This window comes from Paracidovorax konjaci (assembly GCF_900112675.1).
In the GTDB taxonomy this organism is placed as follows: Bacteria; Pseudomonadota; Gammaproteobacteria; order Burkholderiales; family Burkholderiaceae_C; genus Paracidovorax; species Paracidovorax konjaci.
In genome coordinates, this window is record NZ_FOMQ01000018.1 from 19223 (window position 1) to 46092 (window position 26870).

Below are 26870 nucleotides of genomic sequence, written 5' to 3' on the forward strand. Positions count from 1 at the left end.
GAACTAGTGCAGTCCTCCGGACAGCATACTTCGTCGGCTTGCTGTTGAGGTGCCGTTTCGCCGGATTTTCGCCCGTCATGGAGCGATCGACAGCGCGCTCATCCGATGCCCGATCTCAGCCCGCAGCCGCTCGATCGTGTCCAGGCGCTGGCGCTTCTCCTCGCCGCTCATGCTCGGGTCGGCCGTGATCGCCTTGGAACGCTGGTTGAGCGCCGCCAGCCGCTCGCTGGCGTTGTTGAACGCGGCGCGGTGCTGGAGCTTCGGCGCCTCGTCGCGCATGATCTCCTGGGCTTTCTCCAGGTCGCCCCGCTTGAGCGCGTCCCGGTAGGAGGCGTAGGCCTGCTCGACTTGCTTGGCCTGCTCGTACATCTGCGTGACGTAGCGGCTGCTGCCCGACGGCAGGCTCTCGGCGAAGTTGCCCACTACGAACACGTCCTTGAGGCGCATGTCCGGCCGCTCGCCGCGGTCGAGCGCCGGCCGTGCGATCGCATCCGCTGCAGCCACCGCGGTGGTGCCGGCCCAGGAAAAGTACCCGCGCAGCAGGTAGTCCACCTGCTTCGGCGACAGGTCGGCCCATTCGCCCTTCAGCAGCCGGGCCGGGTCGGGCAGCCCCCAGGAGCCCAGCATGCGGGCTACCTCGGAGGTGCGCTCGTCGTAGCGGTCCTGGGAGCGCAGGCGCTGGTCCGCCTGACTTTCGATCGCGCGGCCGGTGAAGCTGTCCTTGTTGGAGTAGATGTCGATCAGCGGCTTGAACGCCTGCGGCATCGGGTCGAAGGAGAAGGTCTGCGACACCATGTGCGCCAGACGCTGCCGGAAGCGCTCGCCCGTCATCTCGTCGGACATCATCAGCTCCGCGGTGCGCTCGGCCAGCGTCCCGATGGCCCCCACCTCGAAGGGCTTGGGGATGCGGTAGGCCGTGCCGCCGATCTTGAACCACCAGTAGCTGTCCCGGTCCCAGTCCTCGCGCTTCTTCCAGTCGTCGTCATCGCTGTAGGCGGCCATCAGGCCCAGGCTGGCAAGCGACACGGCGCCGGCCACCATGGCGAAGCGGCGCGGGTTGTCGTGGGCAGCGCGGCCGAGCTTGTACAGCCCCTGCAGCCGGGCATTCAGGAACGGTACGGACTGGGTGAGGAAACGTACCACGGCGTGGTTGCCGGACATGCTGAAGTCCATCAGGTCGCGGGCCATGAAGGAGGCTTCGGCATGGCTGTGTCCCTTCGCCACCAGGCGATCGTAGAGCGCGGCGCGGTTGACGTTCTCGGCCCGGTCGCCCAGTTCGCTGTAGGCATTCCAGACGGTGGACAGTTGGCCGGTCAGCTTCTTCCAGCCCTGCCGGTCCAGCACCACGCCGCCCAGCTTGGCCACCTGGTCTCGCAGCCGGTCGGTGTTCTCCTGCGTGCCGAACTTGATGATGCCGCCGGATGCCAGCATCGAGGCGTAGGTCTGGCTGTCGCGCGCCGTGAGCTTCCAGCCGCGCGCCACGTTGGCCGCCGGGTTGTAACCCAGCTCGGACTGCGCGATGGCCGAGAGGCTGTCCCGGATGAGGTTGCGGATCTTGAACGTCGGGTTCACCGTCACGCCGAAGGTCAGCACCTGCTTCATCTTGGCCAGGGGCTTCATGAGCGGGCTCGCGGTGTAGTTGAGCGCGCTCACAGCCTCCAGCAGGTACGGATCCTCGATGGTCCAGTGCTGCGCCTCGCCGTTGCGCATCACCTTCACCGCTCCCTTCGTGCCCTCCTGCACCGGGTAGGCCACGCCCAGCTTTTCCGCTGCGTCCATCGTGGCGAGCGCGGCGCGGTTGCGTGCGGCTGCGGCGTAGAGGTGGCTCCAGTTCAGCAGCGTGTTCTGCAGCAGGTCGGCGTTCAGCTTCTCGGTCCCACCCTTGAGCTTCTGCCAGGCCTTCTGGTTCACCAGCCCGGAGCTGAAGCGCCGGCCCTGCATCTCGCCGTCGGCCATCAGACGGTAGAACGGGACGTAGGGCTGGTCGCGGAACAGGTCATAGGCGCTCTGGTCGATCAGGCCCGAGTCAAGGGCCATCTTCAGCACGCCCTCGTTGAAGCTGTTGAGATCGGCCATGGCCTTGGCGTACACCGGGGCGCGGTTCGTGCCATCCGCCATGTTGCCGGCGTTGAGCGTCTTGAGCACTCCGATGTCGTCCACGCTCATCAGATTCTCTTTGCCCTCGGCCTTCAAGCGCCCGGCCCGCTGGGCGGCCACCCACCACAGGAAACGGTCCTGCTCGCCCTTCAGGCTGGCGAGCACGTTGGCGAAGCCGCCCTCTTTCACGTTCACGTCGGGCACGCCGTCGCGCAAGAACGGCCGGCCGTAGAGCATGGCCGCTTCCATGGTGCCATCGGCGCCCTTGGACATGCGCGCGAGCATGTACGCCTCCTGGCTCACGTCCTGGATGGGGGCGAACTGGTCGACCAGCGCCTGCTTGGCGCGCACCGCGAAGTTCTGGCGCAGGGCTTCGGCCCGCTGCTTGAGCGTGGGGACGGTTGCCGTGCCGGCCACCTTCTTCCACACTTTCTCCTGCACCGGGGTCATTTCGCCCATGCTCGACTCCACTGCAGCGGCGGGCGCGGTGCGGTAGCGCGAGATGTCCGGGCCCACGGTGGCGGCGCCATTCAGCGGCGCGCTGCCGGCGTTGTCGATGGCCTTCATGACGAAGCGCTCGGCCTCGTTGTAGGTCATTTTCCGGATGGCCGCACCCAGGCGCTCCATGCCCAAACGATCGGCCACGCTCGCAAGCCAGTTGGCCAGAGTGCGCACCCGCAGGCCCATGCGCGTGCCGGCCTGCTTCTGGGCGCGCAGTTCCTCCGCCACCACGGCCAGACCCTCCTCGATCGACAACGCTTCAAAGTAGCCATTGAGGGTGCTGCCTTTGTGGCCGGCGGCCTTCAGCGCCTCCAACTGCGCGGGCGCATCGGGCGAGAATTGCTTCCACCGAATGGCGTACTGCTGCACGCGGCTGTCCCGCTTGGCCAAGTCCAGCATGGTCTGCACGTAAACGGGGTCTGCCACAATATTGCGCAAACCTTGATGGAACAGCTCATGAAAGACAGTCTCGACGACATCCAGGGGGCTGGAGTGAGCGGAAGCGACGACGGCAAGCCGACCGTCAGGCATCCTCACCCCCTTCACGTAGTCCGGTTCCCCTTGCCCAAGGTCAGCGGCCCTCAGCACGACATCAACTGGTGGCGGGTTCCGGAGCCCCGCAAGGGCCTGCTTCACCGCCTGCTGGGCGTCTTCAAGCGATAGGCCACGGCCGGGCCCGGTGTCGCCCGTGCTGTAGAGCGACACACTGCCGTCGCCCTCCTGCCGCTTCTCCACCGCCTGGAAGAACGCATCGAACGCGCCGCGGATCTGCGGCATCTCGCCCGCCGTGGGGTACGGGTAGGCACCCTCCAGTGCGAACACGCCCGCCGGCACGATGTTCGCCAGGTAGTCGTTCCCCGCGCTCTGGTCCTGCAGCTTCGCCACCACGTAGCTCTCGAAGGCCCGGGCCGACATTTCGGGCTTCGTCGTCCAGTATTCCTTCGTGCGGCGATCGTCCAGCTTCTTGCTGCGCTCGAGCATGCCGGTGCGGTTGATGGCCGAGCGAACCTCGCGGAAGGCGGTCCGCATCTCCTCGCGCACGCCCTGCCCTTGCCGTTCCTCCGCGGTCATGTAGCCGGCGCCGTCGCCGCGCTGCCGGGAGAAATAGTTGTCCAGCGCGTGCCACCATTCGTGAGCAAGGCTGCCGGCGCCCTCACGCTTGGTCAGGTTGATCACCACGCTGCCCGGCTCGTAGTGCGCCGCGGCGGCGTTCTGCCCGCCGGAGCCACGTGCGCCGAAGGCCAGGCCCAGCCGGCCACCCAGCGACAGCGCCCGGGGCGGCAGGTTCAGCACGCCGGCCAGATCCATCAGCGCGTCATAGGCGCGGTTCAGATCCTGCTGGCGCCGCGGCCTCTCGACGTAGTTGCCGAACTGCACGCCGCGGAAGCCGAAAGCCTCCTGGAACTGTTCGGGCGTGGCATCGCCTCCCTTGCGGTAGTCCTGGCCGATGCGCGGCGCGTTCTGGCTGTTGCGCACGGGCGGCACATCCTTGTAGCGCTGCAGCAGGTTCTCCAGCTCCGTCTGGTTGTCGGCCAGGTAGGCGCGGGCGGCCTTCACGTCGGGGAAGCCGGTCTTCAGCTCTGCCACGTTGCGGCCGATCTTCTTGCCGACGAAGAACTCCCGCGCACCGCCGGCCCGCTTGGAGTAGATCTCGAATGACGCACCGCGAACGGGCGCGCCCTGCTCGGCCAGCAACTCGGCGGATCGGCGCTTGAACGCCTCGATGGCGGTCTCCCGCGTGTCGCCCTTCGCCAGCTCGCGAGGCCAGTTGTTGAAGCTCGAAGCCTTGGCCGCACGCGAAACCGTCCAGATCGTGCGCGGCAGGTCGTAGGCCACGCCCTCATACATCGAGTACCGCCCGGCATCCAGCTTGATGTCCTTCAGGGAACGCTCATGGCCCACGGCCTCATAGAGCGCGGCCTGATTGGCGATGCCCCGGGGGATGCTGTCCCGGTGGAGTTCGGCCCGCACCGCGGCGGGATCGTTCCGGCCGGAGAGCAGATCGTCAGCGAAGCCGCGCAGCATGGTGACGCGATCCGACCAGCCGCGCAGCTTCCACGTGGATTGGGGCTTGGTGGGCACCGCGTCGCGCAGCGCCCGGGCGAGCGCCACGGTATCGGGAGCCGTGCCGCCTTCCAGCAGCTTGGCGTAGTCGGGCTCCGGCCAGGTCTTGGAGAGCGGGTGCGCCTTCACGTCCAGCTCCTTCGCCTTGGCCATGCCGTCGGCGTAGGCCTCGGCGTAAAGCATCTTCCGCGCGCCGGGCAGGGTCTCGCCGAAGTCCTCGATGCGGCCGGACTGCTGGGCGGCGGGAGCGGCTTCGGGAAAACCTACAGATCGTCGGTTTTGACCAGTGGACACATCCGCCGGACGCGCTGGGCCTGAGCGATCCTGCTGCTGCTCGCGTCGCTGAGGGGCGCTGCGCTGGTCCACCGCGCTGGACTTATCGGCGCCGGCCATGACTGTTTCGGGAGCATTTGCGGCCATGGGCGCCTTGGTGCTGCTCGCTCCGCTCTGCCCTGCTGCTCCTTCGCCTTGAGTGACCTTTTCGGAAGTGCCGCCTTGGGGCCGGTCGATACCAAGCGTACGGATTACGTCCGGCTGGTCCTGCCGGGTCCGGGCAGCATCGGCAGCATCCACCGCGGCCACCATCCGCTGCAGACTCATGCCGCGCACGTCCAGATCCAGGGAGCGGGCCACGCGCGCCGCCTGCAGCGCATTCGTGCGCCAGTTCGGTGCTCTCTCGGCCTGTCCTTCAAATGCGGGATTCCCCCGCATTTGCGGCGCCGGATCACCACGGCCTTTCTTCTGCAGCACGTACCCGAGCGAGGCATCACCGCTGGCTGGCACCACCTCATGGCTGCCCGTTAGTTCGCGGCGCTGCAGCTCACGCTGTGCGGCCTGCTGCGAGGTGAACGGCGCGCCGCCCGCGCTGGTCACGGTATCCGGCACGGGCGTGGGCTCGTTGGCCCGGTTCACCACCTCGGCGCGGCGCTCCTGCCGCACACCGTCCGCGCCTGCCAACATACGGCCCGTGGGCGCGTTGTCATAGGCCAGTGCCGGCGTGGTCGGCTCCGCGGGCAGCGGGCGCACGGGCGTGATGTTGCTCATGCCCAGGTCGGCACGGCGCTGGCGCTCGGCCTCCAGCGCCAGGCGCTCTGCCTGGGCGGCGTTGATTCGCGCCACCGCCTCAGCCCGCGTTTCGGGGCGGACGCCTTCAGGCCCGGCCACCATGCGGCCGGTAGGAGCCGGGTCGAACGTCAGGGCGCCGGCTTCTGCAGTGGCGGGCACCTGATTGCGCTCTTGCGGGCTCAGGCGCAGCGTGGGCTGCACGTCGAAGCCCCGGCCGCTCGGGTGAGGCACCACCGATACCGCGATCCCATCCTGTGCGGCACGCTGTCGCAGCGCATGGGCTTCGTTCAGCCGCATCGGCTCGCCGGGCGTGCGGCCATCCGCCACCGCCAGGGCCGCGATGCGGGCTGCTGCCGGATCTTCCCGGCGCGCTTCGGTGGTGAAGTCGATGCCGTTCCCATAGCTGGGAGCCGCGACGGGCTGCAGGCTCAGGCGGGCATCGGGGTTTGCCTGCCGGGCGCGCTGGTACGCAGCCGGGGCGAAGTTCGCATGCAGTGCGTTTTCCGCCTCCGACCGCACCGACAAAGGCAGCGTCTGGTCCTGGGCGGTAGCAAGCGCTTGGCGGAACGCGGGCTGTGCCTCGGGCCGCACCATGCTGTCGATGAGACCGGCATAGCTCGCCACGTCGGAAAGGTCGGCCGGCTGGGGCTCGAAGGTGCGCACTACGCGGCCCGACTCCATTCCGGCCAGCACCTCCTGGTCGGAGGGCGTAGGCGCGGGAATGAGCGCCCGGGCTTCGGATTCGCGCATGGCCCGGACACCTGCGGGAAGGTCCGCTCGCTCCAGGTCTGCGAGGGTCATGCGTGCCGCGCGCTGCTGTTCGGGCGACAGCTGATCGAGTGCCGCCCCCAGTTGCTGCCGCACATCCGGCGCTGACGGCGGCGCGGGCGGAGTGATGGGGGCGAGCCCCAAGTCGCCGGCCATGACCGCAGCCTTCGACATCGGGCCGTCCGCCGGATTGATGGCGGGTGGTGCTGCTGGTGCTGTAGCACCAGCAGGGTCGGCAGTCGGTGCCGCGGCCTGCGAACGCTGGAACTGCTCCGGGTTGAATGCCTGGTGCAGGGCGTCCGCTGCCGCCTTGCGCTCCTCGGCCGGGCGCTGCTCGTCCAGGGCGCGGGCCAGAGTGTCGCGGTACTGCTGCTGGTTCTCGGGCTTCACCATCTGGTCGATCAGCCCGCCGTACTCTGCGACATCGGGCAGTCCGGTGCTGGACGTGGGGTGCAAATCCTGCACCCCATCCCCGACGCTCTGGGACGCCGACGCATCCACGGAAGCCTGCTGATCGGCGGCCTTCTGCTGGCCGCGGGCCCGCGCTCCGTCCACCACACCAGCACCTGCCCCCATGACGCCACCGCCGATGGCGCCCATTGCCGCGGACAGGGCCGTGTCTTCCAGGTTTTCGCTGGTAGTGGGGTTCTTGAATGCACCCCACTGCTCGACCATGTTCTGGGCGCCTTCGGTCGCGCCCTCGCGCACGGCGCCCTTGCCCATTTCCTTGAGGATGGTGCTGGGCTTGCCGGGGATGCCCTTGATCACATCCAGCATCTTCCCCATGCCCACGCGCTCGAGCGCTGTGGCGGGGATGGCAGCGGCCAGGGCACGGGCTTTGTCCTCCTGCCCGGATGCCTGCTGCTCCTGGCGGATGCCGCCGTATTCCTGCGTGAAGATGGGCACCAAGCTGCCCACGGCGCCGCCGATTGCCGCGCCAGCCGGCCCGAACACTCGCCCTGCCCGTGCACCAGCCGCCCCACCAGCAGCAGATGCTGCGATTTGCGGCGCGAACTGTGCCGCCGATTCCTTCACCGCAAGCCACGGGCTGTCCACCAGGTCGCGCAGGCTGCGGATACCGGCCGGGTTGCGGTCGATGATTCCCTGGCCCGTCTCCTTTACGGCCCGGGTCGCCGTGTTGGAACCGATCACGTCCTCGGCCGCGGTGGCTGCCGTGGTGAGCATTTGGCCACCGGTGCGCTTGATCGTCGAGATGACGCCGGGAGCGGCGGGCCCAGGCGCTGGCGCGGCGCCGGTCTCAACAAGAGTGCCGCCAAACGCGTCGGTGTTGGGGATGAGGTCGCCGCCAAATTGATCTTGTGCCATCTGGCAACTTTCCACCTATAGCGGTGGCAGGTCTAACCCCAGCAGGGGGGGCGTGCAGACAGCAGTTTGGGAGGCTTTGCACGGGGCCCAGAAACGACAAAGCCCGCCGAAGCGGGCTCTATGGCAGAGGCGTTGCGCTTTGATCTCACTCGTCTTCAGATTGATTGTTGCGCTTCCGGCTTTGCACTACAGCCTTGGTGCCGTAACCACCCAGGAAGAACGCTATGTATTTCACTATCTCGACGACAAAAGCCTCTTTGTCCAGCAGCAAGGCCGTCATGACCGCCACAGCCGCAAGCAAGGCGATCAAACCCCAAAAGATGTAGCGCCACGCAATGGCGCGCCGCATCACCTCTTTGTGCTCACTGTTGGCCTTGGAGTTGTACTCCATCGATTTCAGAGCGAGCTCCTTGTTCTGGGCTGTCTCGCTCTCAGTGATGTCAAGCTGACGGCTGTCCAGCTCCAATCGCTTCTCTTGGATGTCGAGCATGCGATTCATGATCGCCATCGGCGGGTAGCCGTTTTGAGCAGTGTGCTCATCCCCAGGCTTCGGGGTAGGAACCGACAAGTTCGGATCGCTCATGCAGGCTTCAATACAGGTACTTTGTACTGAACCTCGAAGCGTCCAAAGTCCTTGCTACCCAGCTTGGGCGGCACGAACCGTGACTTGGCAATGTTCAAGCGATCGGAATCGACGAGAACCAAAAACTCCTCAGCCGACATGCGTTCTACTCGCCGCGGCACGAGAACTGGTGTAGGGGAAGTGTTGGCTTTCATGCTGTAAATAATAGCACTCTGGTGTAGTTCAGGGGACTCCAGGGGACTATAGGGGAACCCACTGGGTCTTTAAGGGGAATCATAGGGACCGAAGGTGCCCAAAAGGCCTTTGTTTCGGGACGCGGCAAATGTGTTCGTGGCGACCATCGGGCCCGACCATGTGTGAGAGGGTGTTGCTCTCCTGATACATTCGGACAATGCGCCGCTCGTTAGCAACCCTGCTCCTACTCTGCGCGCCTGCTGCCTGGGCCGGTGACTACGCCACGTGCATCCTGGACAAGGCGCCGGGCGTGGCGAACGAAGCTGCTGCCGCCGCAGTGCACCAGGTGTGCCTTGAGGAGAACCCGGGCGGCCTGCAGGCTGTCGCCCAGGGTTCCGGCCGCGGGTTCTTCGGCTTCAAGTCCGGCGCCGAGTGCACCGCGAAGAAGGCTAGCGACACCCGGAGTGCCCGGGCGGGCTTGCTGATCAGTGGGGCCTGCCGGCGCCTCTATGACTCCAGCAATGATCGCTTCGGCGGCGTTTTGGTCAACCCCACCCAGTAGCGCTACGGCTTGCGATAGGTCCGACCGTCTTCTCCGGTGTACGTAGCGCCCTTCGGCAGAGCATCGAACTGCGCTTTGGTCGTGACGCGATCGGCACCTGCTTGGCCGGTAGGCATCCGGCGCATCTCCCCCGTGCGCTCGTTGACCGCTCCCAGGATGCTCTCGGTCTTGTTGCCCATGGCGTCGGTGCCTCCCTGCAGCGCAACGGCCTTCCACTGATCGTCGTGCGCCTTGCCGGCCAGGGCCAGGAGGCGATCACGAGCCGATGCGCGCTGCGCTGGCGTGGCGGCCTGCTCGTAGGCCACCTGCGCGTTCTCCATGCGCTGGGCCGCCCGATTCTGAAAGCCGGCGGCGTTCTGCTCGATGGCGAGTCGGCCGGCTGCGATCCGGTTGGCGTCGTCGGCGCGCTGGGCCGACAGGTTGGCGCGGGCGTTCTCGCCGATCTGCAGAAGCCGTTCCCGCGCCGATAGGCCGCGCTGGCGCTGGCCCTCCTGCTCCAGCCCGGGCTGGGCCTGCCGCTGGGCGATGTCGTTGGACAGCATGGCGCGGTAGTCCTGCATGGCCACGCTGTTGTCGGCGTTCTTGCCAGCCCACCGTGGGTTGTTCGTGATGCTGCTCGCCGCGGTGCGTGCGTTCTCCAGTTCCTTTCTCGCGGCCCAGTCATTACCGCTGTGGCGGGTCACAGGGGTGGCCTGCTCCTGTGCCGGTGCGTCGTTGCCGATCGCCAGCAGGCGAGCGCGGGCGGCATCCATGGATGCGGAGGCAAGGTTGTTTCCCGCCTCCATGTTCTGAGCGCTGATTTGCCCGCCATTCCGGCTGGGTGCCAGGCCCGAGTCCTGCCGCGGTGCGGAGTACGACGGAGAGCTGGGCAGGGCCGTAACAGGCTGAGGTGCCGGCGCCGCCACGTCGGGAGCGCTTGCCGCGGTCGCGGGCGTCGTCGCCGCCTGAGATGGCGTGGGAATGGCCGAGCCACCCACAGCAGCGGTTCCAGCTTGGACCAGTCGGGAGACGATGTCGGCCGCACCGCTGATTGCACCGCCCGTGCGAACGACAGCGGGCAGCGCTCCGGCGACGCCAGGCAGCGCGCTGGCCGCATTCACGACGTTGCGCCCCACGTCCGTATTCGTCCAACGATCCTGCGACCCATCGGCAGCAGGCGCAGTCATGCCGCCGGTGGGGATCTGGGCCACCAGAGCCTGCCGTTGTTCGTCATCCTGCACCATGCCTCCATCAGCATAGCCCGGCCGACCATAAGCAGTACGCACGCCGAGTTGCGTCACACCTGGATTGGTCGTGGCCGCAGCCGCATCGCCAAAGCTGTTGCGTGCGGTCGCGGGTTGCGGAGCTGATGGACGCCCAAGCTCTGCCACCCCGCGGGATCCGATGGAAGCGCCGAGCCCAGATAGCTTGGCAGTGTTGCTTGCGGCGTAAGGATTCGCTCCGACAGTCGTGCTCCGTGGATCGTTGAAGGCGTTCATGCGTGTCCCGCCGGGGGGCGCCATGGAACTCAATTGCATCTGGGCAGCATCCCGTTCGCGGCTGGGCTTTATGGAACTGGCCGTCACTTCCAGGCTGCGCTGCGCGTTGCGCTCGGCCCAGCCCTGCGGCGCGGCCTGTTGTCCTGCAACTGCGGGAGTGCCTGGGGCCGGTGCTGTTGTCGCCGCGGCAGGCTGCATGGTCGCTGCAGTTGCAGCAGGAGTTCCAGGTTGCGGAGCCGCGGGCGCCGCCGTGGTGACCGCAGTAGCGGCTTCTGGAGCGGGGGCAGCAGGAGTTGCCGGTGTCGGCGTTGCCGAAGGGACACTGGACACCGTACCGCCAGCGGCCGCGCCGTTGATCGAAACATGGCCGCCCACGTTGCCGCCGCTGTAGCCATTGCCCTCGCGGGTGACATCGCTGACCATCCCGCCGTCGGCGAGCCGCAGGAGACGATCCCGTGCGCTCATGCGCGGCGCGGGGCCGGCGGGCTTGTGGGTCGCATCCTTCATCTGGTCGAGGGCCCGCACACCGATCGCGTGCACCTGCTCAGGCGACAGCTTGTACTCACCATTGCTCAGGCGCACGAGGATGCGCTTCCCGCCCTCGTCTTCCGGCATGAGGTTCCGGGCCACGTCTTTGAGGGTGCGCGGGCCGATCTTCTCGGTGGTGTCCGCAGGCACGATGTAGCTGCCGGGCCGCACCTCGTCCAGGACTTCATCGGACGTGCCAGTGCCAGGTCCACGCACTGGCCCGCCGTCGCGGTACTTGGGAAGGTTTGCCAGGGACAGTAGGCGGCGACGGACGTTGGACATGCCGGTGTTCATGGGGGAGCCTTTCAGGTCAACTGGGGTGAGTTTTCATCGGGAGCTTCCGCAATGGAAACCCCGGCCGGGGTGGATAGACTGGTGCTCCCAACCACAGGAGGAGCCGACATGCACGCAAGCAACCCACCCAACCCGAACTGGCCCAGCAAGGTGCCCAACGTCCCATCCGGCGGGGGCCGCGGAAACAACCCGCCGAAGAAGTAATCCCCCGCCCTACCACGCGCAGCGGACGATCGGCGGTTGCCGGTCGGCCCGCTTGCGCTGCACGTTGGCATCGGGCCGCTCTCCGAAGGCTTGCTCGAACAGCGTCAGCGATTGCGCCGCTTTGCTGGCGTCGAAGGAATCGGCGTCCTGCTTCAGATAGGCCCGGTGGTACATCCAGTCCAGCAGCCGCGTGTGGTAGCGGGCTGGGATCTCGGGAACGTCGGTGGGCCTGCTGGCGGAGAGCGGCTTGAGCGCGTCTCGGTAGACCGTCAGGCCCACAGTGCCCACGGCCGCGGGGATCGAGACAAGTTGCAGATGAGGCGCTGCACGGCCGATGGCCTGCTCAAACAGGAACCGACGAGGCGTGCCCACGCGGGTCTCCCAGCGTGAGGACTCTTCGTCCAGATCCTCCACGCTGGTTTCGTGGATCAGCGCGCCATTGAGGGTAGCTCGCTTGATGAGCAGGACGCTGGGGTGCAGGGCGTAGCGCGCTTGGCCGGCGACCACTGCCAGGGTGCACACCGCGGGCGTGTTCCGATCCTCGATCAAGTTTGCACGTTCGCACGCTTCCTGCACCGCCTCATTGAGGTAGCCGACGACAGCGTCATCCGACCAGAAGTGCGGCGCGTGGCAGTCGCCCACCGTGTCCCGGAACTGGCTGATGATGTCGCTGACTTGCATGGCTGATTACTTCGCCGGCACCGCGGCCAGGAAAGCCGCATCAGCCTCCTCGCGCGTAACGGTAAAACCGGCCCGTGCCTTCACTTTGGTGAGGTTCGGCTTGCCGTCGGCGGTGAAGTCTTCAGGATCGCTGCCGTCCAGCATGGCCTTGATGACGGCGGCGATAGCGGCTTGGCGGTCCACAGTGGATTCGCCGACAGTGGAGGCCGGACCTTCATCGAAGGCAATGGCGCCGCGCGCGCTGGCTTCCTTGTGGAAGATGGCTGGCAGCTCCACGCCCTCGGGAGTGATGAGAGCCGTGTGACCCGTCAGCAGGCCCACGTGGATCGGTTCGTCGGAAGGGGAGCGGAATTTCATGATGGTGTCCTTCAAGAAAGACCCCGACGGCACGGGCCGCCGGGGGAAACGGCCATCGCTGGCCGGACCACAGATCAGCCCTGGCTGAAGGCCGCGCGGCCTTCAACGTAGTAGTGGATGCAGATGCGGGCAGAGCCGGCCGTGGCTGCAGCGCCGGTCTGAGCGATCAGGGCATTCAGGGTGCCAGCCGTCAGGTACTTGAGGCCGGTCACCGTCAGCGCCGTGCGGCCCGCCGTCTTCAGGTCGATGGCAGCGGCGGTGTAGCGGTCGTCGTCAGCAGCATCGCCCAGCTTCAGCGTGGCGGTTGTGGCGCTGTTCCAGGCCGTGCCGACCAACACGTCGCCGCCCGCGATGATGGCGTTCGCGGGCAGATCGAATGCGGCCTCAGCGGTGCCGTAGGTGGTGGGGTCGGCGTAGCCGATGGTGAGGTGCGCCACGATGAGTTCCTGGCGGCCGGAAATGCGTTTGATGGCCATGTGAGGCTCCTTTCAACATCAGGGGGAGAAAGCCGGCGACACACCGCGCGCCGCCGGCTGATGGATCACTGGAGGTAGTGGTCCACGGCCACCACGCCGAAGTCCTCGGTGGATTTGTCGTAGATGGAGGGGAACTTCGGCTTCAGCATGCCGAGGATCTTGTCGATGTTCAGACCGACCTTGTTGTCGTAGTCGAACAGCTTCTCCACCCAGTTGCCGGGGCCCAGATCGGCCATGGCCAGGGCTTGCGCGCCGCACAGCAGCGAGCGCGTGCCGTTGACGTTGCCGCCTGCGCCCCACTTGGCACCAGCCGCGGCGCCCTTGGTCGTGTACACCAGGTTGTGCTCGTGGAGCACGGCGCCGTCCACAGTCACGGTCGCACCCGTGAACCAGGGCGAGTCCATGCCGGCCTTGGCCGCCACCTGCACCACAGCGCGCTGGTAGTCGGGGTCCTTCTTCAGCGCGGCCAGGGAGCCGGGGGCGAGGAACAGCACGTAGTAGGGCTTGCCGCCGGCCATCAGCGGCTTCACGCGGTGCTCTTTCGCGTAGGCGATGAGGTCCACGATCATCGTGTACTTCGGTACGTAGGCCGTCGTGATGCTGCCGGTGTTGGAAAACTGCAGGCTGGTGCCGTCGAACATCAGCGACCTCTTGCCCGTGGGTGCGCTCACATCGGAGGCGAACTCCAGGTTGGGCAGGTTCGAGTTCACCCGCGGCGAGCCGTCGTTGTTGAAGGTGTAGCTGATGCCGGAGAGCGTCAGGAAGGCCGCTTGGTCGCACCGGTTGGCGAGCCAGTAGGACAGCTTGTCGCGGCCTTCCTCGCGAAAGTTGATGACAGTGCGCTGCTCGGCCATCTTGCCCTTGCTGCGCACGCCGTGGCTCAGTTGGTCGATGGTGATGATCTGGCTGTGCGAGTCCATCGCCTCTTCGTTGCCTTCGCGCTCATCGTCTCCGGTCACGCCGTCGCCAACCAGATCAGCCACGAGTTGGAAGATGCAGGCCTCGCCCTTTTCGGTCTTGGTCAGCTCGGTGATGCGCTGGATCACGTTGTTCGAGCCCTTGCCCATGAACCGGCTGATGAACATCTGGTCGCGCGCGGCGCTCCAGGTCTCGCGGGCCCAGTTGAGTTTCTGTTGCGGCGTCAGTGCCGCGAAGTTGGTTTCTGCCATGTCAGGCTCCAAAAAGGTGGATTTCTTTTCGGGACATCACGCCGCCCAACTGCGAGACATGGCTTGGGACGCGGCCAAGAGCGCAGGGCCCTTTAACGCCTTGCCCAGGGCGAATGCACCCGGTCTGTTGGCGCCGCCGAGGTGGGTGATTCCTCGGCGGTCGGATTGGCTCTCAGTCCCCGCGCGCCTTACGGCGTTCGGCTTCCGGGAGCGCCATGTACTCGTCGTCGCTCAGCTTCGACGTGTCCACGTTCGGAGGCGTGGCACGGTTGCCCATGCCGGCTGCCGTGTTCGCGGGCTGCATCAGGGAATGTGCAGCGCCGCGTTCGATAGCTCTCTGAGCCCGTATATCAACAGATTGGCCCCCACCTTGACCACCCCCAGCCGGGGGGGCAAAGCGCGGCGCAATCCGCAGAGTTGCATCGCGCAGCGCTTCAGCAAGGGGCATGCCCTGTTGCACCTTCATGAAGGCCGATGCTTCGATGAGATCCAGCGCCTCCTGGCCGTCCTCGGTGCCCAGCCATGGGTGCTGTTCCAGAAGGTCGTCTACCGTCTGGATCGCAACTTGCTGGGACTGCTGTGACGCGGTGGACAGCGCCATCCGGTTGAAGGCGGACACCTCGATGGCCTGGTTGATCTGCCGGCGGACCGCTGCTGCTGCCTTCGTGTCGCCCTCCATCAGCAGTTCGGCGTATTGCTCTTCGGCCTCGTCCACATCGAAGGCCGGCGCCGCTGCGGCAGCCGGAGCCTGCGCAGATGGAGGACGGCCCGCTGCCAGCTCAGCGAGTTGAGCACGCAGTCGCGCGTTGTCCGCTTCCATGGCCTGGGCCCGCTGCTCTGCCTCACGGCGCTGCTGAGTCACCTCGTTCAGGCGAGAGCGGGGAATGCCGGGGCTCGCCCCTTGATGCGCGTTGTCGCCCTCCTCCTCTTCCGACCGGGCAACCAGCGCCGCGAGAGCTTCAGGATTGAGGCTGTCGGCCGGCTCATCGCCGGTGTCGCCACGCAGGCGCTGGCGTTCTGCCAGGGACAGGCTCATGTAGCTGTCGTCGTCCTCGCGGGCGGGCGCGGTGTCGGCGCCCGCGGTATCAGCGCCGTCTTCGCCAGCGGGCGCGTGGAGGCGGGACAGTAGATGCGTCAGCAGCAGGGAATGCATGGGTTGGTCCTTTCGAGTTGCTCGTGGTGGGTCACTTCTTGGCGGCGGCCTGCATCTGCTGCAGCGCGGCCATCTTTTCCTTGGCCTTCGCCAGCGCGGCCTTGTAGCGGGCCGGGTCGCGGCGGATCTCCTCGGCTTCGGTGAGCGTCTTCATGTCGCTTTCGGCCTGCCAGTCCTTGTTCATGCCGATGGCGGCGTTCTTTGCCATGTCGTTCTCCTTGAGGTCAGGTGCGGATGCCATCGGCTTCCAGGGTTTCGATGCCCGCCTCCTCGCCTCTCGCAGGACTGGCGGGGGTGAGTGGGTCCGTGTTGCGCGGCATGTCCAGTGCGGGCAGCGCGCCGGCCGGCTGGGGCACGATGGGCGCGGCGTCGTGGTCCTTGTAGTTGGCCGAGCGCAGCAGGCTGTCCGCGAGCGGTGCCACCGCCGGGTTCTGGGCGATCACCTGGGCAGTCTGCGCGCCGCTGTACTGGGTCTTCACGGCGACGTCCGTGGCCTGGGCATCGGTCTTCCGGGTCTGGGCATCCAGCAGGCGGACGCGCGCCTCCTGCGTCGGATCTGCCGGCGGTGTCCCGGCCTGCTGCATGGAAGCCAGGATCTCCTGCTTGTCGGCCAGGTTGCTGTACCGCAGCACTGCGGGATCCGGAATGGCGATACCAGCCTTTCGCATCTCCAGCGCCTGTTGGAACTGGCTGTTCTGGAACGTCACCTGCATGGGTTGCTCGGTGATGACCACGTCGTAGGTGCCCACGGTCACGTCGTTCAGATAGCGGCCGGTGGCCGGGTCGAACTTATTGATCTCGATGACTTTTTCCTGCGGCTTCCCCGTCATCGGGTCCGTCTCGGTGATGCGGAAGATGCGGTAGCTGTCGTAGTACCGCTGGATCAGCTTGACCAAGCGCAGGGCCAGTAGGTGGCGCGTGTAGTTCAGGTTGTCTAGCGGGACGGCGAGCTGCTGCTGCGCGGCGAACTGCTTCGACTGGATAGCCACGCCCGACACTTCGGGGCCCTGCTGCCCACGCATGGCATCGGGCACCGTCACGTCCTTCAGCGCCTTGTCCGCCCGGTCGATCAGCCGATCCACGCCCGTGGGCACCTGATTGGGCTGGATCTTCTGCGGCGCCTTCGAGCCCTTCTTGTATTCCAGCACCAGCCCGGTCTGACCGCCGCGAGCCTGCAGCTCGTCCAGCTTCATGTTCGTCAGGGAGTTCTCCTCCACCGCCCAGCCGCTGTTGGCTGCCGTGTTGACGATGTGGATGTACTGCGAGACGGCCTTGTTCAGGATCTCCTGCGGCCCGATGGCGTCATCCACCATCCCGCTCGTCTTGCCGCGGCGGAAGTAGGCGAAGTACGGCACCACGGTGTAATGCTCATAGGGGCTGTAGGTGTCGTGGAGCGTGGCGGTGAAGGTAGTGACGGTCCACTTCACGCGGCGCTGCATGCGGCGGGCCCGCACCGCGCCATTCTGCAGAGCGTCCAGGATCGAGTCCGGCGCCATCACCTCCTCCACCTGCACGTCGCCCGTGCGCGGCCAGACGATGCAGTCGGTCAGCTCGTACACGAACCGCTGCCGGTCGAGGATGCGGTAGCGCTCTAGCCCATCTTCCTTCTTCGCACACGCATCGAAGAAGTGGCCCATCCGGTCGCGCGAAGCGAACTTGCTGCGCTCCACCTCGTCGTCGATGTCTCCGAAGTCCTGGCCGGCGTCGTGCGATTCCTCGGCCGCCTTGCGTGCCTTCTTCCCATAGCGCTGCTCGATCTCGTCCAGGGTCAGCCACCGGGAGACGATGACGTCGCCCCAGTCGTCCGGGTCGTAGCTCTTCGCGTCCGGGTCCGGCACCACGTCCATGGGATCCAGCGTGGACACCTCGATCTCGCCCTGGATGTTCCGGTTGAAGTCCATGCGCACGTCGTAGTAGCCGCGCTGCTGGATGACCCCATCGCTGAACATCTGGGTTTCGTGCCAGTGCAGATTGCACAGGTCCGCCACCTGCATGACCACCTTGGAAAGGATGGTGGCCGTGTCGAGGTCGCTGTCCCCGCCGCGGGGCTTCAGCGCGATGTCGAGCCGGTTGTGGATCTGGTAGCCCACGGCGCTGTTCACGCTGGGCTTGATGCCGTTCAGTTCGTAGCAAGGACGGCGCTCCGATGCGAGTTGGGCCCGTGCCGCATTGGTCCACTGCCGGCCGCCGCCCATGTACATATCCTCGCAGCGCGCGGCCTGCATGAGGTAGTCCAGGTGCCCCCGGTCCTTCCCGTACTGGTAGCGCTGCCAGTTGGAGCGCGCGGCGTCGTCGCCGGTGCTGATGACGGGTGTGCTGTTCATGTTCATCCTGCTGCTTGGTCCCAGCCGGCGGCGCCCTGGGAAGTGAGACGGTCACGCCAGGACCGCTTCTGCGGCTTGGGCGCGGGGGAAGGGATGGCGGCGTCGAACGTCATGGCCACGCTGTCGCCTTTGTCCGGACTGCGGCCCAGGATCTCGCGGATGTCGTCCTTGCTGCTGATCTGGATGGCGGCCTGTCGGCCCAGCGTGACCACCTTGTATCGAGGGGCTGCGAGGTCGCCGATCAGTTCGGGATCGAACGGAAGCGCGATCGGGTCCGGACCGGTGGGGTCCAGGGCTTCGCGCAGGCGCCAGTACATCTCGGCCCGCTTGTTGCGGAAGCGCAGTTGGCCGGCCTTGTCCATCAGTTCGCTCGCGGATGAGCCCACCACGGGATGCACGTTCAGGCCCAGGCCGACGAGGAAGTCGAGAGCGCTGGAGCCGATGCCGATGGAGTCCACGCAGATCGGGGCACTGTCGCGCACTAGGGGCGTCACGAAAGCCGCAGCCGTCGGGCCGTCCTTCGTCACCACGCCCGGGGCGGTGACCACCTTGTCGAACCAGTTGCCGTGCCGGCGGGCAGCCGACGACTTGTCCTGGCCGCCACGGGATGGATCGAAACCCAGGGCCGTCATCGGTCCCTTGTGCTCGCGGTCCTTCCAGCGCGCCTGGGCGGCCTTGAGCCATTCGGTGGGGATGAGCTGCCACACAGGATCGCTGGAGCCCGCGTTGAAGTCGCCGCGCAGCATTTGCGAGCGGAGCGGCTCGGGCAGCGCCTGCAACGTGGCCTTGTACCCAGTAGCCATCAAGAAAAGGTTGTCATCCACGCGGGAGGGGATGAATGTGCGGCTCTTCGGCTGCATTAGCTCGTCGCCCACCATCACGGGCGTGGAGTCGGACACCTCTTGGTCCTCACCCTTGGCGTTGGTCACGTACCAGCGCAGCTCGCCTGGCTTGGCCGGGTTCGGGTGGTTCGGGTCCAGCCAGGCGGCCCAGTACCGCTTCACCCATTCGCCTTCCGGTCCGGTCGGCGGGTTGCCGGCTGCCACCACACGCTGCCGCACCTTGGGATTGTCCGTACGCATCCACGCGATGAGCGTGCGGAACTGCGTCTCGGTGAAGTGGGCGACCTCGTCGAAGCCCTTGAAATCGTGCGGGCGGCCCTGGTACTTGATCCAGTCGCCGGGCATCTGCACGCTTCCAAGCTCCAGCACCTTGCCACCTGGCAGGCGCCACAGATGGTCCTGGCCGTTGTAGCCATTGCGCGAGCCTAGGATGGTGGCCATCCGCTCTTCCAGGCCGATCAGCTGCACGGCCTCGCGGCGGAACACGATGCTTCGCTCCTGCTCGGTGAGCGGCAGGCCCAGCAGCAGGTCCGTGTTGTGCGTGGCCACCATAGCATCGCCAGCCAAGAACTGGCGGCTGGGGCTGTCCACGCTGATACAGCGGGTGAGCACGCTTTCGATGGAGCTGCACTCCACCAGATACCGGAAGCCCGTGGTGCGGCGCGTGCGCGATTTCATGCGCGCCAGATGCCGCGGCAGGGTAAACACCGGCATGCTGGTGGTGAAGCAAACCCGCCACCTGTCGCTGATCACCTCACCGTTCAGCATGGCCTTGCCCTTGGTCAGCGTGGCCTTGATGCCGAGAGACCTTGCCAGCTCCAGCACGCTCCCTGCGATTCCTTGATGCGTGGTGGTGAACTCCGCGCCGCCGTCGGAGGCCACGTAGCCGTCGGTGTCCATTAGGCCCTGGAGCAACTCCAGGCGCTGGCGCGCGCTGCCGCGCAGGTACACGGGAGGAACGTGTTTGTTGTGCAACAGGCCCACGCAACGGAGAGCCTGCAGGAGGCCGAGCACGTTGTGCTGGTTGTCCGCCCATTCGTAAGTGCGCACCTCAAAGCCATCTGCGCGGATGCGCGCGACGATTTCCAGGTCTTGTGCCGTGATCTGGGAGTTGGCGGACGCCCCGTGCCCCAGCCAGGCGCCCAGCGTGTATGGCGCAATGGGAAGAACCAGCTCCGGCAACTGGAACGGTGCATTCAAGGCGATGGCGTGATTCGCACGGCCAGAAGCAGTTCGGAGCGTCGCGGCCAGCATCACGGTGTCACGCATGGTTCCACGAGGAATGTCCGGTACGTGCGATTCAGCTCTGGCCCTGTTTCTCTCGATGAGGGCTGCCGTGAAGGCGGGAGACTTGTTTCCGCTGATCCGGGACGGGCGCGAGGCTCTGCGCTTCGCGCGCCAGGCCGGCGCCATGCGCGTGAGGGAGGTCAGCTCTGCGGCACTGAACGTGACCCAACGGTGCACGTCATCGGCCACCAGCTCCGAGCCATCGTCGAACCGGAGCTTGAAGCACTCGCGCTGCTGAACAGGGCTAACGCCAGTCACACGGCATGGCGATCCGTCCGGGTCGATCAAGAAGTCACCGACCTGCAACTCTCCCATCGTCGTCCAACCGGTGGGCGTGGGCAATGGCGTGCCCAGGGCGAGTCCCTTCCCGCCTCCGGCACTCCCGCCGTAGAACAGGATGTCGGCCTGCGAGTGGAATGCGGCCGACTGCGGGCCGGCCTGGGGCACCCAGATAGCCGGGTTCGCCATCATCAGGAAGGAATCTACGGCGGCGCGCTGCTCGGGCGTCAGGCCCTGCAGCGCTTTCATCAGCTCCGCGGCGTCAGGCACCTGGCTCACTGCATGCCCCCGGTGCCCACCAGTTGAGCCAGCGTGGAAGCCAGCGAGGGATTGGACGACAGCACCGCGTGCATCCGGACGGACCGCTCGGCGTCGGTCATGTTGCGCAGGGCCAGCGGATCGGACTTCTGATGGTTGTCCTTCTCGTACATCCCGAGGTGCCGCGCCAGCTTCTCCAGAGCGTCCATCTTCGAGTGCATCTGCACCTCGATGCCGTTCCTGCCCGTCTTGGCGCCCGCGTACAAGGCCGCGGCATGCGGGCTCAATGCTCGCGTGTCCTTCAGCACAGTCCTGGGAAGCCCGTCGCCGCTGCATTCTGGGCAGTCTGGGTGCGGCGCGCGCAGAGAGTCGAATCCAATGCCGCCCTCCTCGTCCCATTCCTCGTCCGGCTTGCCTTTCGCTCGATGAGCTTCCCCGTCCTTGTTGTACTCGGCCAAGGTGCGCTGCCGCTTGTGACCCTCGCTGTGGCAGTGCCGGCAGCAACCCACCTTCACCTCCACCAACTCGCGAGGGTCGGCCGTGGCGATCAGGGCGAGATGGCGCAGCACGGTGTCCGCGTTGATCTGCAGTCGAATCTGCTGCTCTTGGCGGGCTGCGGAGACTGCTGCCTGGATGTTAGGGCGTGCTAGTAGCTGGGAGGCCTGAACGTTCGCGCAGTTGGCGCTGTAGCCTGCCCGGATTGCCGCCTGGGCGCCGTTCAGGTCGATCAGGTACTCGGCGACGAACCTCTGCTGCAGCGGAGAGAGTTCCAGGGCTTGCGCCGTGGCGCCTTCTCTCTGGACCGGCGGGGGCGCCACAGCAGCCGGGCCGGCCTTGGGAGGGACAGGAGTTGGGGCGGGGACAGAGGCAGGTGCTGCAGCATCACCCTCGGGACGCTGCCAACCTTACTGGCGGGCGCGCTGCGAGACTGCGGTGTGCGAGATGCCATGGGCTGCTCCGATCGCGCGCGTGGATGCGCGAGTGGTGCAATAGGCGATCTGGACCGCATCCCAGTCCACCCGGGATTTGCGGTCCGCCTTGCCCTTGGGTTCGGGCGGGGAGTTGCCGTTGCTTGTTTCCACCCCTGGAATGTTTCCGCATAGGGCGGAAACCCGGAAACCCCAGCCGGGGGACTGCGATCCAGCACGGCAAGGTTTCAGACGGAAGGATTCAGGTAAATGTCCCGCTGCGAGACATTTACAAGGCCACAAAGGGCACAGTCGCCCCGCGCTCACCTGCCAATGTCGCGGCGGACTGCTTTCAAACCTTCATGTAGTTCGGATACCAATTGGTTCAGGTCGTGATTCGCCTGGATGCTGGTGAGCTGCATGAACTGCCCCGCCATCAGTGCCCCAGCCTGGCGTGCCTCACGCGGCTGCATCACCACCTTTTGGTCGCCCACCTCCAGCACGAAGAATCCATCGGTGGTCATCGATCCGTACACAGGCCGCGGTGGCTCATATTGGGGGATCGGCACGAACAAGCCGGCACGAACTCGGCGTAGCCGCCCGCACTCAACCATCCGGGTTACGTGATCATCGATGATGGTCATCTTGTAGCCCGTTGCCTCAACCAGCACTTCGCGCGTTATCGCCTGTTCTGCGCTGTGGAGGTCGACAATGGCTTGCCAGATGCGCTGCCCAGTGGCCGCGGCCGGCGCGCCCTTTTCCTTGTCTGGCTTCCGCTCCACCGTCGCCGGGATGCCGGCCAGCCTCGTGTCGTTCATTGGTAGGTCTCCTCGGTTTTAAGATGCGAAGTCAGCGTCCACGGTGGCTCGGCCAGGTGCAAGTCAGTACCCGGGCGCCCTCACGCAGTCGGTCGAAAGAGCGCTCACCGAGCGCAGCGCGGATCCCGTCCACATCCAGGTTTGAGATCAGCACCGTCGGAAGACAGTGCTTGTAGCGCAGGTCGATGATGTCGAAGAGCTGGGTTTGCTCAGCGCTGGAATTGAAGCCGGTACCGATCTCGTCAAGCACAAACAGGCCTGCCGTGCCCACGAAGTCGATGATCTGGTCCTCGGTGGTCGGCTGCCAGTCGGCGCCCTCCGCCGGGGCGGAACTCCGATCCCAGCTGGCTCGAAGCATGCGCACCAGCTCCCGCGCGCTGTAGATGCACGCCCGCTTGCGTTCCGTGTTGATGACGTGGGACACCATGGCGCTGCCCAGGTGGGTCTTGCCGGTGCCCGGCAGCCCCATCAGCCACAATCCGCCGCCGTCTTCGGAAGCCAGTGGCGATACGAAGCTTTTGCAGGCCTCTAGGACAACACGCTGCTCCGGGGTGTCGGCTTGGAAGGTGTCGAAGCCAGATCGGAGCATGCGGCCCTCTAGCCCGCTCACCTTCAGCCGGTTTGCGCGCACCCGTTCGGCGTGAACCTCCGCCTCCTGCCTCCGCTGCTCAGCCTCTTCAGCCTGCCGCTGAAGCGCGTGCTCACGCTCGCAAGCAGGGCAGCCGGTCCACAAGCGGCTGCCGGGCCAGCGCTGGAAAGACTCGTACTCGCCATGGGTGTCGCACAGCTGCTGCCGAGAGACCGCAGCAGTTGCTGCTTGTGCCTCGGGCGCGCCAACGGGGCTAGAGGATGCGTCCATCTTCACTGACTCCTTTCGAGTAATCGAGCTGGTCGAAGCCGGCATGACGGGCACGGCCATTCGGAGTTGGAGGTTGCGCTGGCATGCTCCAGTCGCTTTCGAAATGCCGGTCGGGTCCCAGGAAGGTGGCGGCGTGCTTCACGTACTGCTGCTCGGTCCCACACGCCTTCACATAGCCGGCATATCGAACGATGCCCGCATGCATGTCCGCCGCGGTGTGACCGGACTTCAGCCTGGCTTGCCAGGCCTTGAACGCCTCGTGCTTGGAGTGCCCACTTCGGGATGGATACGCAGCCCACGCAGCCTCGAATTCCTCGCTGTAGCCCAGCCTCACCTGCTTCCTCCCTGTCTCCGATTTCGCGTCAGGTTCAACTCCTTCCAACGGAACCTGAGACGGAGACGGAGACGGAGACGGAGACGGAGACGGAGACGGAGACGGAGACGGGGCACTGCCAGATGGTGCTAGTGGCATGCAGGCAGCAGATTCTGGCAGTGCTAAGGGAGTGCCACTAGCACTGCCCGGGACTGCCTCTGGCATTCCGGTGGCACCGGCTGGCGGTGCGCTGGCATCCTTGCGGGATGCTGCTTTGCGCTCCTGGAATGCCCGCTCCACCCGGGCGGCATACTCCGGCATCATCCGGGCCGCCTCATCGCGGCCGTGCTGCTTGATCAGGGCCGCCCAGGACGCCTTTTCAGACCGGGCCCCGCTACCAGCTGCCCATGGGTTGTGCTCCTGCCAGTCATGGATGACCCGCGCGCCCTCCTCGCCGTCGAGGAAGCCCACGGTCGCCAACGTTTGCACAAAGACCCCCTCATCGCCATCCCAGTCCACGGCCAGCTCGATGTCCTCGTCGGACATGCCTGACAGATCGCCGTCGCTGCGATGTGCGGCAGCCCACAGGAACAGGCACACCAGTCGCCACCCCGCACCGGCGCCCAGTCGGCGCACCAGCTTCTTGGTCTTCGGATGGGAGGGAAGACCCGTTGAAAGACGCGCATCAGTTGCCACTGGCCGTACCTCGGTGATGTCTGCTACGAAATGCTCGCGAACCGGTGGCCCTGGTCATGCCACCGCCCTGATCCCGCCACGGACCTTGAGTTGCTCCATGGCCCGCACGGCGCGATTCATGGTGTCGGCCGCCTGGTTGATCACCTCGACGAGCTTCACGGCCTCGTCCTCATGTTCATCATCCGGCTCCCGTTTGCGGGGACGTCGCAGGCCGAGTTCGTCGCAGAGGAAATACAGCGGGTCGTAGCGCTCGCAGAACTGCATCAGCATCAAGAGGTGTCCCAGGGAAAGCCGCTGATCTCCAGCGGCACTGCAGCAGGCCTTCAGTCGCGCGTAGGCGCTCGCTGGCTTCATGTCAGGAAAGACGTGCGCGGCCACGAGCTTGAAGGGCTTTCCGCTATCAGCGATGGCCAATGCGATGGCCTCGAATTGGTCTTGATACATGCGTTGAATCACGCGACAGCCCTCACATTGACCCGGCCTGCCGCGCGCTCGATACGCTCTGCGATCTTGGCCTGAGCGTTCACGGACTCAATGAAGGCACGTTGCAGTTCGGCGATCTCGTCCTTGGGTTCGATCGGCTGGGCCGGCGCGCAGCTGAGTTCCCCGAGCATGAAGTCGATGCCAACCAGACAGCCCTTGTCGCGTGCCAGGCGCAGCAGCATCAGGAGGTGCTCGGGCGACAGGCGCTCGGGCTTGTCCTCGTTCAGGCAAGCCAGGAGATGGCGCTGGGCCGCATCCACGGCCTTTTCCGGCCATAGCTTGTGACCCACCACCTTGCTGCCGCCAGCCACCTTCACGCACTCGATGAGTGCCTGGTTGAAGCTCTCGTACTCACCCATGGTGTGCTCCGAAAAATGCGCCCTTCGCACCCCTTCCCAAAAGTTGGGAACGCCGAGGAATGACATTGAAGGGACGAAAAAAAACAATGCGAGGCATGAAGACATCACGCCCCTCCTCATCAGCCCTGGCCACCGGCCAGCCCTTCCACTCGTCCAGCCGTACTGGCTTTTCCCTGAACGTGGATCCCGCGACTGGGCTGTGCACCCAGGTCATGAGCACGGCGAAATTGGAGATGCGGTGGATTGCTGGCGAACTCCGGTTGGAGTACCGGGCCGCCCAGGCTCGCTCAGAGGGGCATTCGCCACGTCGGCTGCAGCAGCGTCCTGACCGAGGTGCGTCGTGATCGCAAAAGGTGCCCGCCCTCTCCCGGGCTACGATGGAAGTTCCTACATAACAATCACCGGGAGGGGCCGGCAAAAATGCTTTCAGAGCTTTCACAACTCATTCCCATCGGCGGAACGATCAAGAACATCGCGACCGCTCTTGTCCAAGAACGCGACCGCGAGAAACTTGCGGCCCTCAAGATCGAGCTCACGGACAAAATCCTCGACCTCCAGACCAAGCTGCTGGAGGTACAGAGCGCCGTCGTCCTCGAACGTGAAGCCTTTCGGGCAGCGCAGGATCGCGTCCGCGAACTGGAAAGCGACGAGCGGGAGAAAGCCCGTTACGAGCTTGCAAAACTTGGCACTGCTGGGGATGTCTTCGCGTACCGCCTTCGTGCGCAGAGCGAATTGCTCGAGCGTCAGGGCGAGCCCCCGCATTTCCTCTGCCAGCCTTGCTTCGATGTCCGCAAGCAGAAGGCTGTCCTTCTCATCAACACAGGGGAGGCTTACTGCCCTGCTTGTCAACTGCGTGTCGCCCTGCAAGCAGGCAAAGGTCGGCAGCGGCTCAGCGCGGGTATCGACTGACTGTCCGTGCTGCTCAGCCATGGCTCACCTCGGTAGGTGGGGCTATCTCGCCACGCAAGACGCTCCACTCGATGTCGGGTCTGAGCTCCTCACAGCGGACAGCGCCCGCTGTAAGACGTTCAATAACGGGGCAGTGCTCGGCAGGTACCCTTCGACCTGCCTCCTTCCACTGGCCCACCGCGCTCTTGCTTACTCCAAGTGCTGCAGCAAGAAGGGCTTGTGTGCCCACTATTTCGACCGCTCGATCCACAGGGGGGGTCATCGTCACTCCAGTTTTTCAAGCCAACAAAGCCAGAAGTCTAGCTATTCTGGATCAAGTTGGAAAGAAAAACTGGAAATTCTCTTCCAGCAAAACTCTACTATCGAATCATGGAACTTAAAGACTGGGTACGGCTGGCCCGCAAGCACAAGGGATGGACGCTCGCACAAATGGCGGAGGCCATGGGCCGGTCCAAATCGAACATCGGGCTCTGGGAGCAGGGCAAGCACTCTCCAGGCTATGACCAAGTCGTGCAGATCGCGGCCGAAACTGGATTCCCCCTACCCCACCAGGTCGAACTCGACGAAAAGGGGAGGCCTGTGGCGATCCCTCGCGTCGGTGAGGGCTTCCTTGGTAGTGTGAGCGTTCACGGAGAGGCGACCATCAACGGCTCCGTGTTTGCTTGGGACATGAAAGGGTTAAGCGGATCGCTACGGGGACTGAACGCACCGGGAGCCTTTGCGATTCGCATCAAGGGGGAAGGCGGGAGTCCGGTCGTGAAGCATCATCAGTTCCTGGTGATAGTAGAAGAGGGTCGTCCCGGTTTCGGAGAGCTTTGCTTAGTGGACTCAGAATCGCAACCCACTCAGTTGCTGGAGTTCCTCGCAGAGCAGGGGTCGTCTTGGACCTTCTCCACACTTCAGCATGAACGAGTGACGATCGATAAACAGGACATCCTGAAGGTATGGCCCGTCATCGCCGTTGCATCCCAGTCGCTCTGGTACCCCGACAGCATAGAAATGCTCAAGCTGCAAGAGAAGATTTCCAGTTTTACTTGACTTTGATTTCCAGTTTA

At 65.6% G+C, this 26870-nt stretch carries 22 protein-coding genes; 2 read left to right on the forward strand and 20 right to left on the reverse strand.

Annotated features, from left to right (window positions below; genetic code table 11):
- Positions 1-75: 75 nt before the first annotated feature.
- From BM144_RS20005 to BM144_RS22960, 3 genes are all read right to left on the reverse strand, one after another.
- On the reverse strand, positions 76-7821 hold the full coding sequence (locus tag BM144_RS20005; RefSeq protein WP_139225785.1) for an LPD5 domain-containing protein: 7746 nt from the start codon (positions 7819-7821) through the stop codon (positions 76-78).
- A 145-nt stretch (positions 7822-7966) separates the two neighbouring features.
- Positions 7967-8404 carry a hypothetical protein gene (locus BM144_RS20010; RefSeq protein WP_139225786.1) on the reverse strand — a complete coding sequence of 146 codons (438 nt, stop codon included), beginning with the start codon at positions 8402-8404 and terminating at the stop codon, positions 7967-7969.
- Complete coding sequence (locus tag BM144_RS22960) at positions 8401-8598, reverse strand: hypothetical protein (protein WP_139225787.1); 198 nt, start codon at positions 8596-8598, stop codon at positions 8401-8403. The genes BM144_RS20010 and BM144_RS22960 overlap by 4 nt, the downstream gene beginning before the upstream one ends.
- 290 nt (positions 8599-8888) lie before the next feature.
- Here BM144_RS22960 and BM144_RS20015 point away from each other — a divergent pair, with 290 nt between their 5' ends.
- Positions 8889-9140: a hypothetical protein gene (locus BM144_RS20015; protein WP_245783750.1), complete on the forward strand. Its 252-nt coding sequence runs from the start codon at positions 8889-8891 to the stop codon at positions 9138-9140.
- A gap of 2 nt (positions 9141-9142) precedes the next feature.
- On the opposite strand, the gene BM144_RS22965 is transcribed toward BM144_RS20015, so the two are convergent.
- The 17 genes from BM144_RS22965 to BM144_RS20100 all read right to left on the reverse strand — a co-directional run bounded on the left by BM144_RS22965 (position 9143) and on the right by BM144_RS20100 (position 26077).
- Entirely contained in the window at positions 9143-11440 is a 2298-nt protein-coding gene (locus BM144_RS22965) for a hypothetical protein (protein ID WP_139225788.1), read from the reverse strand.
- A gap of 213 nt (positions 11441-11653) precedes the next feature.
- On the reverse strand, positions 11654-12325 hold the full coding sequence (locus BM144_RS20030; RefSeq protein WP_092956638.1) for a phage adaptor protein: 672 nt from the start codon (positions 12323-12325) through the stop codon (positions 11654-11656).
- A 6-nt stretch (positions 12326-12331) separates the two neighbouring features.
- The gene (locus tag BM144_RS20035; RefSeq protein ID WP_139225789.1) at positions 12332-12682 is read right to left on the reverse strand and encodes a hypothetical protein; all 351 of its coding nucleotides are present in this window, start codon (positions 12680-12682) and stop codon (positions 12332-12334) included.
- A 74-nt stretch (positions 12683-12756) separates the two neighbouring features.
- Complete coding sequence (locus tag BM144_RS20040) at positions 12757-13158, reverse strand: hypothetical protein (protein WP_092956645.1); 402 nt, start codon at positions 13156-13158, stop codon at positions 12757-12759.
- A gap of 65 nt (positions 13159-13223) precedes the next feature.
- Positions 13224-14327, reverse strand: a complete 1104-nt coding sequence (locus BM144_RS20045) for a N4-gp56 family major capsid protein (protein ID WP_092956648.1) — start codon at positions 14325-14327, stop codon at positions 13224-13226.
- Positions 14328-14499: 172 nt separating this feature from the next.
- Complete coding sequence (locus tag BM144_RS20050; protein ID WP_092956651.1) at positions 14500-15480, reverse strand: hypothetical protein; 981 nt, start codon at positions 15478-15480, stop codon at positions 14500-14502.
- A gap of 31 nt (positions 15481-15511) precedes the next feature.
- Complete coding sequence (locus BM144_RS23240; RefSeq protein WP_175526089.1) at positions 15512-15688, reverse strand: hypothetical protein; 177 nt, start codon at positions 15686-15688, stop codon at positions 15512-15514.
- 16 nt (positions 15689-15704) lie between these two features.
- Positions 15705-17804 carry a portal protein gene (locus tag BM144_RS20060; protein WP_245783751.1) on the reverse strand — a complete coding sequence of 700 codons (2100 nt, stop codon included), beginning with the start codon at positions 17802-17804 and terminating at the stop codon, positions 15705-15707.
- Positions 17805-17806: 2 nt separating this feature from the next.
- Positions 17807-20482: an LAGLIDADG family homing endonuclease gene (locus BM144_RS20065; protein WP_139225790.1), complete on the reverse strand. Its 2676-nt coding sequence runs from the start codon at positions 20480-20482 to the stop codon at positions 17807-17809.
- 5 nt (positions 20483-20487) lie between these two features.
- Positions 20488-21288, reverse strand: coding sequence for a terminase small subunit (locus tag BM144_RS20070; protein ID WP_092956664.1), 801 nt, complete (start codon positions 21286-21288; stop codon positions 20488-20490).
- Positions 21289-21701: 413 nt separating this feature from the next.
- Entirely contained in the window at positions 21702-22196 is a 495-nt protein-coding gene (locus tag BM144_RS20075; protein WP_092956667.1) for a hypothetical protein, read from the reverse strand.
- Positions 22197-22227: 31 nt separating this feature from the next.
- Positions 22228-23055, reverse strand: a complete 828-nt coding sequence (locus tag BM144_RS20080) for an ATP-binding protein (RefSeq protein WP_175526090.1) — start codon at positions 23053-23055, stop codon at positions 22228-22230.
- Positions 23039-24064 carry an LvrA C-terminal domain-related protein gene (locus BM144_RS23245; RefSeq protein ID WP_175526091.1) on the reverse strand — a complete coding sequence of 342 codons (1026 nt, stop codon included), beginning with the start codon at positions 24062-24064 and terminating at the stop codon, positions 23039-23041. Before BM144_RS23245 ends, BM144_RS20080 begins: the two co-directional genes overlap by 17 nt.
- A 54-nt stretch (positions 24065-24118) precedes the next feature.
- Positions 24119-24508: a hypothetical protein gene (locus tag BM144_RS20085; RefSeq protein WP_092956673.1), complete on the reverse strand. Its 390-nt coding sequence runs from the start codon at positions 24506-24508 to the stop codon at positions 24119-24121.
- 8 nt (positions 24509-24516) lie between these two features.
- Positions 24517-24906: a hypothetical protein gene (locus BM144_RS20090; RefSeq protein ID WP_092956676.1), complete on the reverse strand. Its 390-nt coding sequence runs from the start codon at positions 24904-24906 to the stop codon at positions 24517-24519.
- Positions 24907-25341: 435 nt separating this feature from the next.
- Positions 25342-25836, reverse strand: a complete 495-nt coding sequence (locus tag BM144_RS20095; protein ID WP_092956679.1) for a hypothetical protein — start codon at positions 25834-25836, stop codon at positions 25342-25344.
- Positions 25829-26077: a transcriptional regulator gene (locus tag BM144_RS20100; RefSeq protein ID WP_092956681.1), complete on the reverse strand. Its 249-nt coding sequence runs from the start codon at positions 26075-26077 to the stop codon at positions 25829-25831. The genes BM144_RS20095 and BM144_RS20100 overlap by 8 nt, the downstream gene beginning before the upstream one ends.
- Positions 26078-26184: 107 nt before the next feature.
- Between BM144_RS20100 and BM144_RS20105 the strand changes: the two genes are divergently transcribed.
- Positions 26185-26853 (forward strand): helix-turn-helix domain-containing protein, encoded by a 669-nt coding sequence (locus BM144_RS20105; RefSeq protein WP_092956684.1) that lies wholly within the window; start codon positions 26185-26187, stop codon positions 26851-26853.
- Positions 26854-26870: the final 17 nt, after the last annotated feature.

Bases quoted from the DNA above. Each gene is read 5' to 3' on its own strand.
- BM144_RS20005 (WP_139225785.1), bottom strand. From the start codon at position 7,821: ATGGCACAAGATCAATTTGGCGGCGACCTCATCCCCAACACCGACGCG.
- BM144_RS20010 (WP_139225786.1), bottom strand. From the start codon at position 8,404: ATGAGCGATCCGAACTTGTCGGTTCCTACCCCGAAGCCTGGGGATGAG.
- BM144_RS22960 (WP_139225787.1), bottom strand. From the start codon at position 8,598: ATGAAAGCCAACACTTCCCCTACACCAGTTCTCGTGCCGCGGCGAGTA.
- BM144_RS22965 (WP_139225788.1), bottom strand. From the start codon at position 11,440: ATGAACACCGGCATGTCCAACGTCCGTCGCCGCCTACTGTCCCTGGCA.
- BM144_RS20030 (WP_092956638.1), bottom strand. From the start codon at position 12,325: ATGCAAGTCAGCGACATCATCAGCCAGTTCCGGGACACGGTGGGCGAC.
- BM144_RS20035 (WP_139225789.1), bottom strand. From the start codon at position 12,682: ATGAAATTCCGCTCCCCTTCCGACGAACCGATCCACGTGGGCCTGCTG.
- BM144_RS20040 (WP_092956645.1), bottom strand. From the start codon at position 13,158: ATGGCCATCAAACGCATTTCCGGCCGCCAGGAACTCATCGTGGCGCAC.
- BM144_RS20045 (WP_092956648.1), bottom strand. From the start codon at position 14,327: ATGGCAGAAACCAACTTCGCGGCACTGACGCCGCAACAGAAACTCAAC.
- BM144_RS20050 (WP_092956651.1), bottom strand. From the start codon at position 15,480: ATGCATTCCCTGCTGCTGACGCATCTACTGTCCCGCCTCCACGCGCCC.
- BM144_RS23240 (WP_175526089.1), bottom strand. From the start codon at position 15,688: ATGGCAAAGAACGCCGCCATCGGCATGAACAAGGACTGGCAGGCCGAA.
- BM144_RS20060 (WP_245783751.1), bottom strand. From the start codon at position 17,804: ATGAACAGCACACCCGTCATCAGCACCGGCGACGACGCCGCGCGCTCC.
- BM144_RS20075 (WP_092956667.1), bottom strand. From the start codon at position 22,196: ATGAACGACACGAGGCTGGCCGGCATCCCGGCGACGGTGGAGCGGAAG.
- BM144_RS20080 (WP_175526090.1), bottom strand. From the start codon at position 23,055: ATGGACGCATCCTCTAGCCCCGTTGGCGCGCCCGAGGCACAAGCAGCA.
- BM144_RS20085 (WP_092956673.1), bottom strand. From the start codon at position 24,508: ATGTATCAAGACCAATTCGAGGCCATCGCATTGGCCATCGCTGATAGC.
- BM144_RS20090 (WP_092956676.1), bottom strand. From the start codon at position 24,906: ATGGGTGAGTACGAGAGCTTCAACCAGGCACTCATCGAGTGCGTGAAG.
- BM144_RS20095 (WP_092956679.1), bottom strand. From the start codon at position 25,836: ATGGCTGAGCAGCACGGACAGTCAGTCGATACCCGCGCTGAGCCGCTG.
- BM144_RS20100 (WP_092956681.1), bottom strand. From the start codon at position 26,077: ATGACCCCCCCTGTGGATCGAGCGGTCGAAATAGTGGGCACACAAGCC.
- BM144_RS20105 (WP_092956684.1), top strand. From the start codon at position 26,185: ATGGAACTTAAAGACTGGGTACGGCTGGCCCGCAAGCACAAGGGATGG.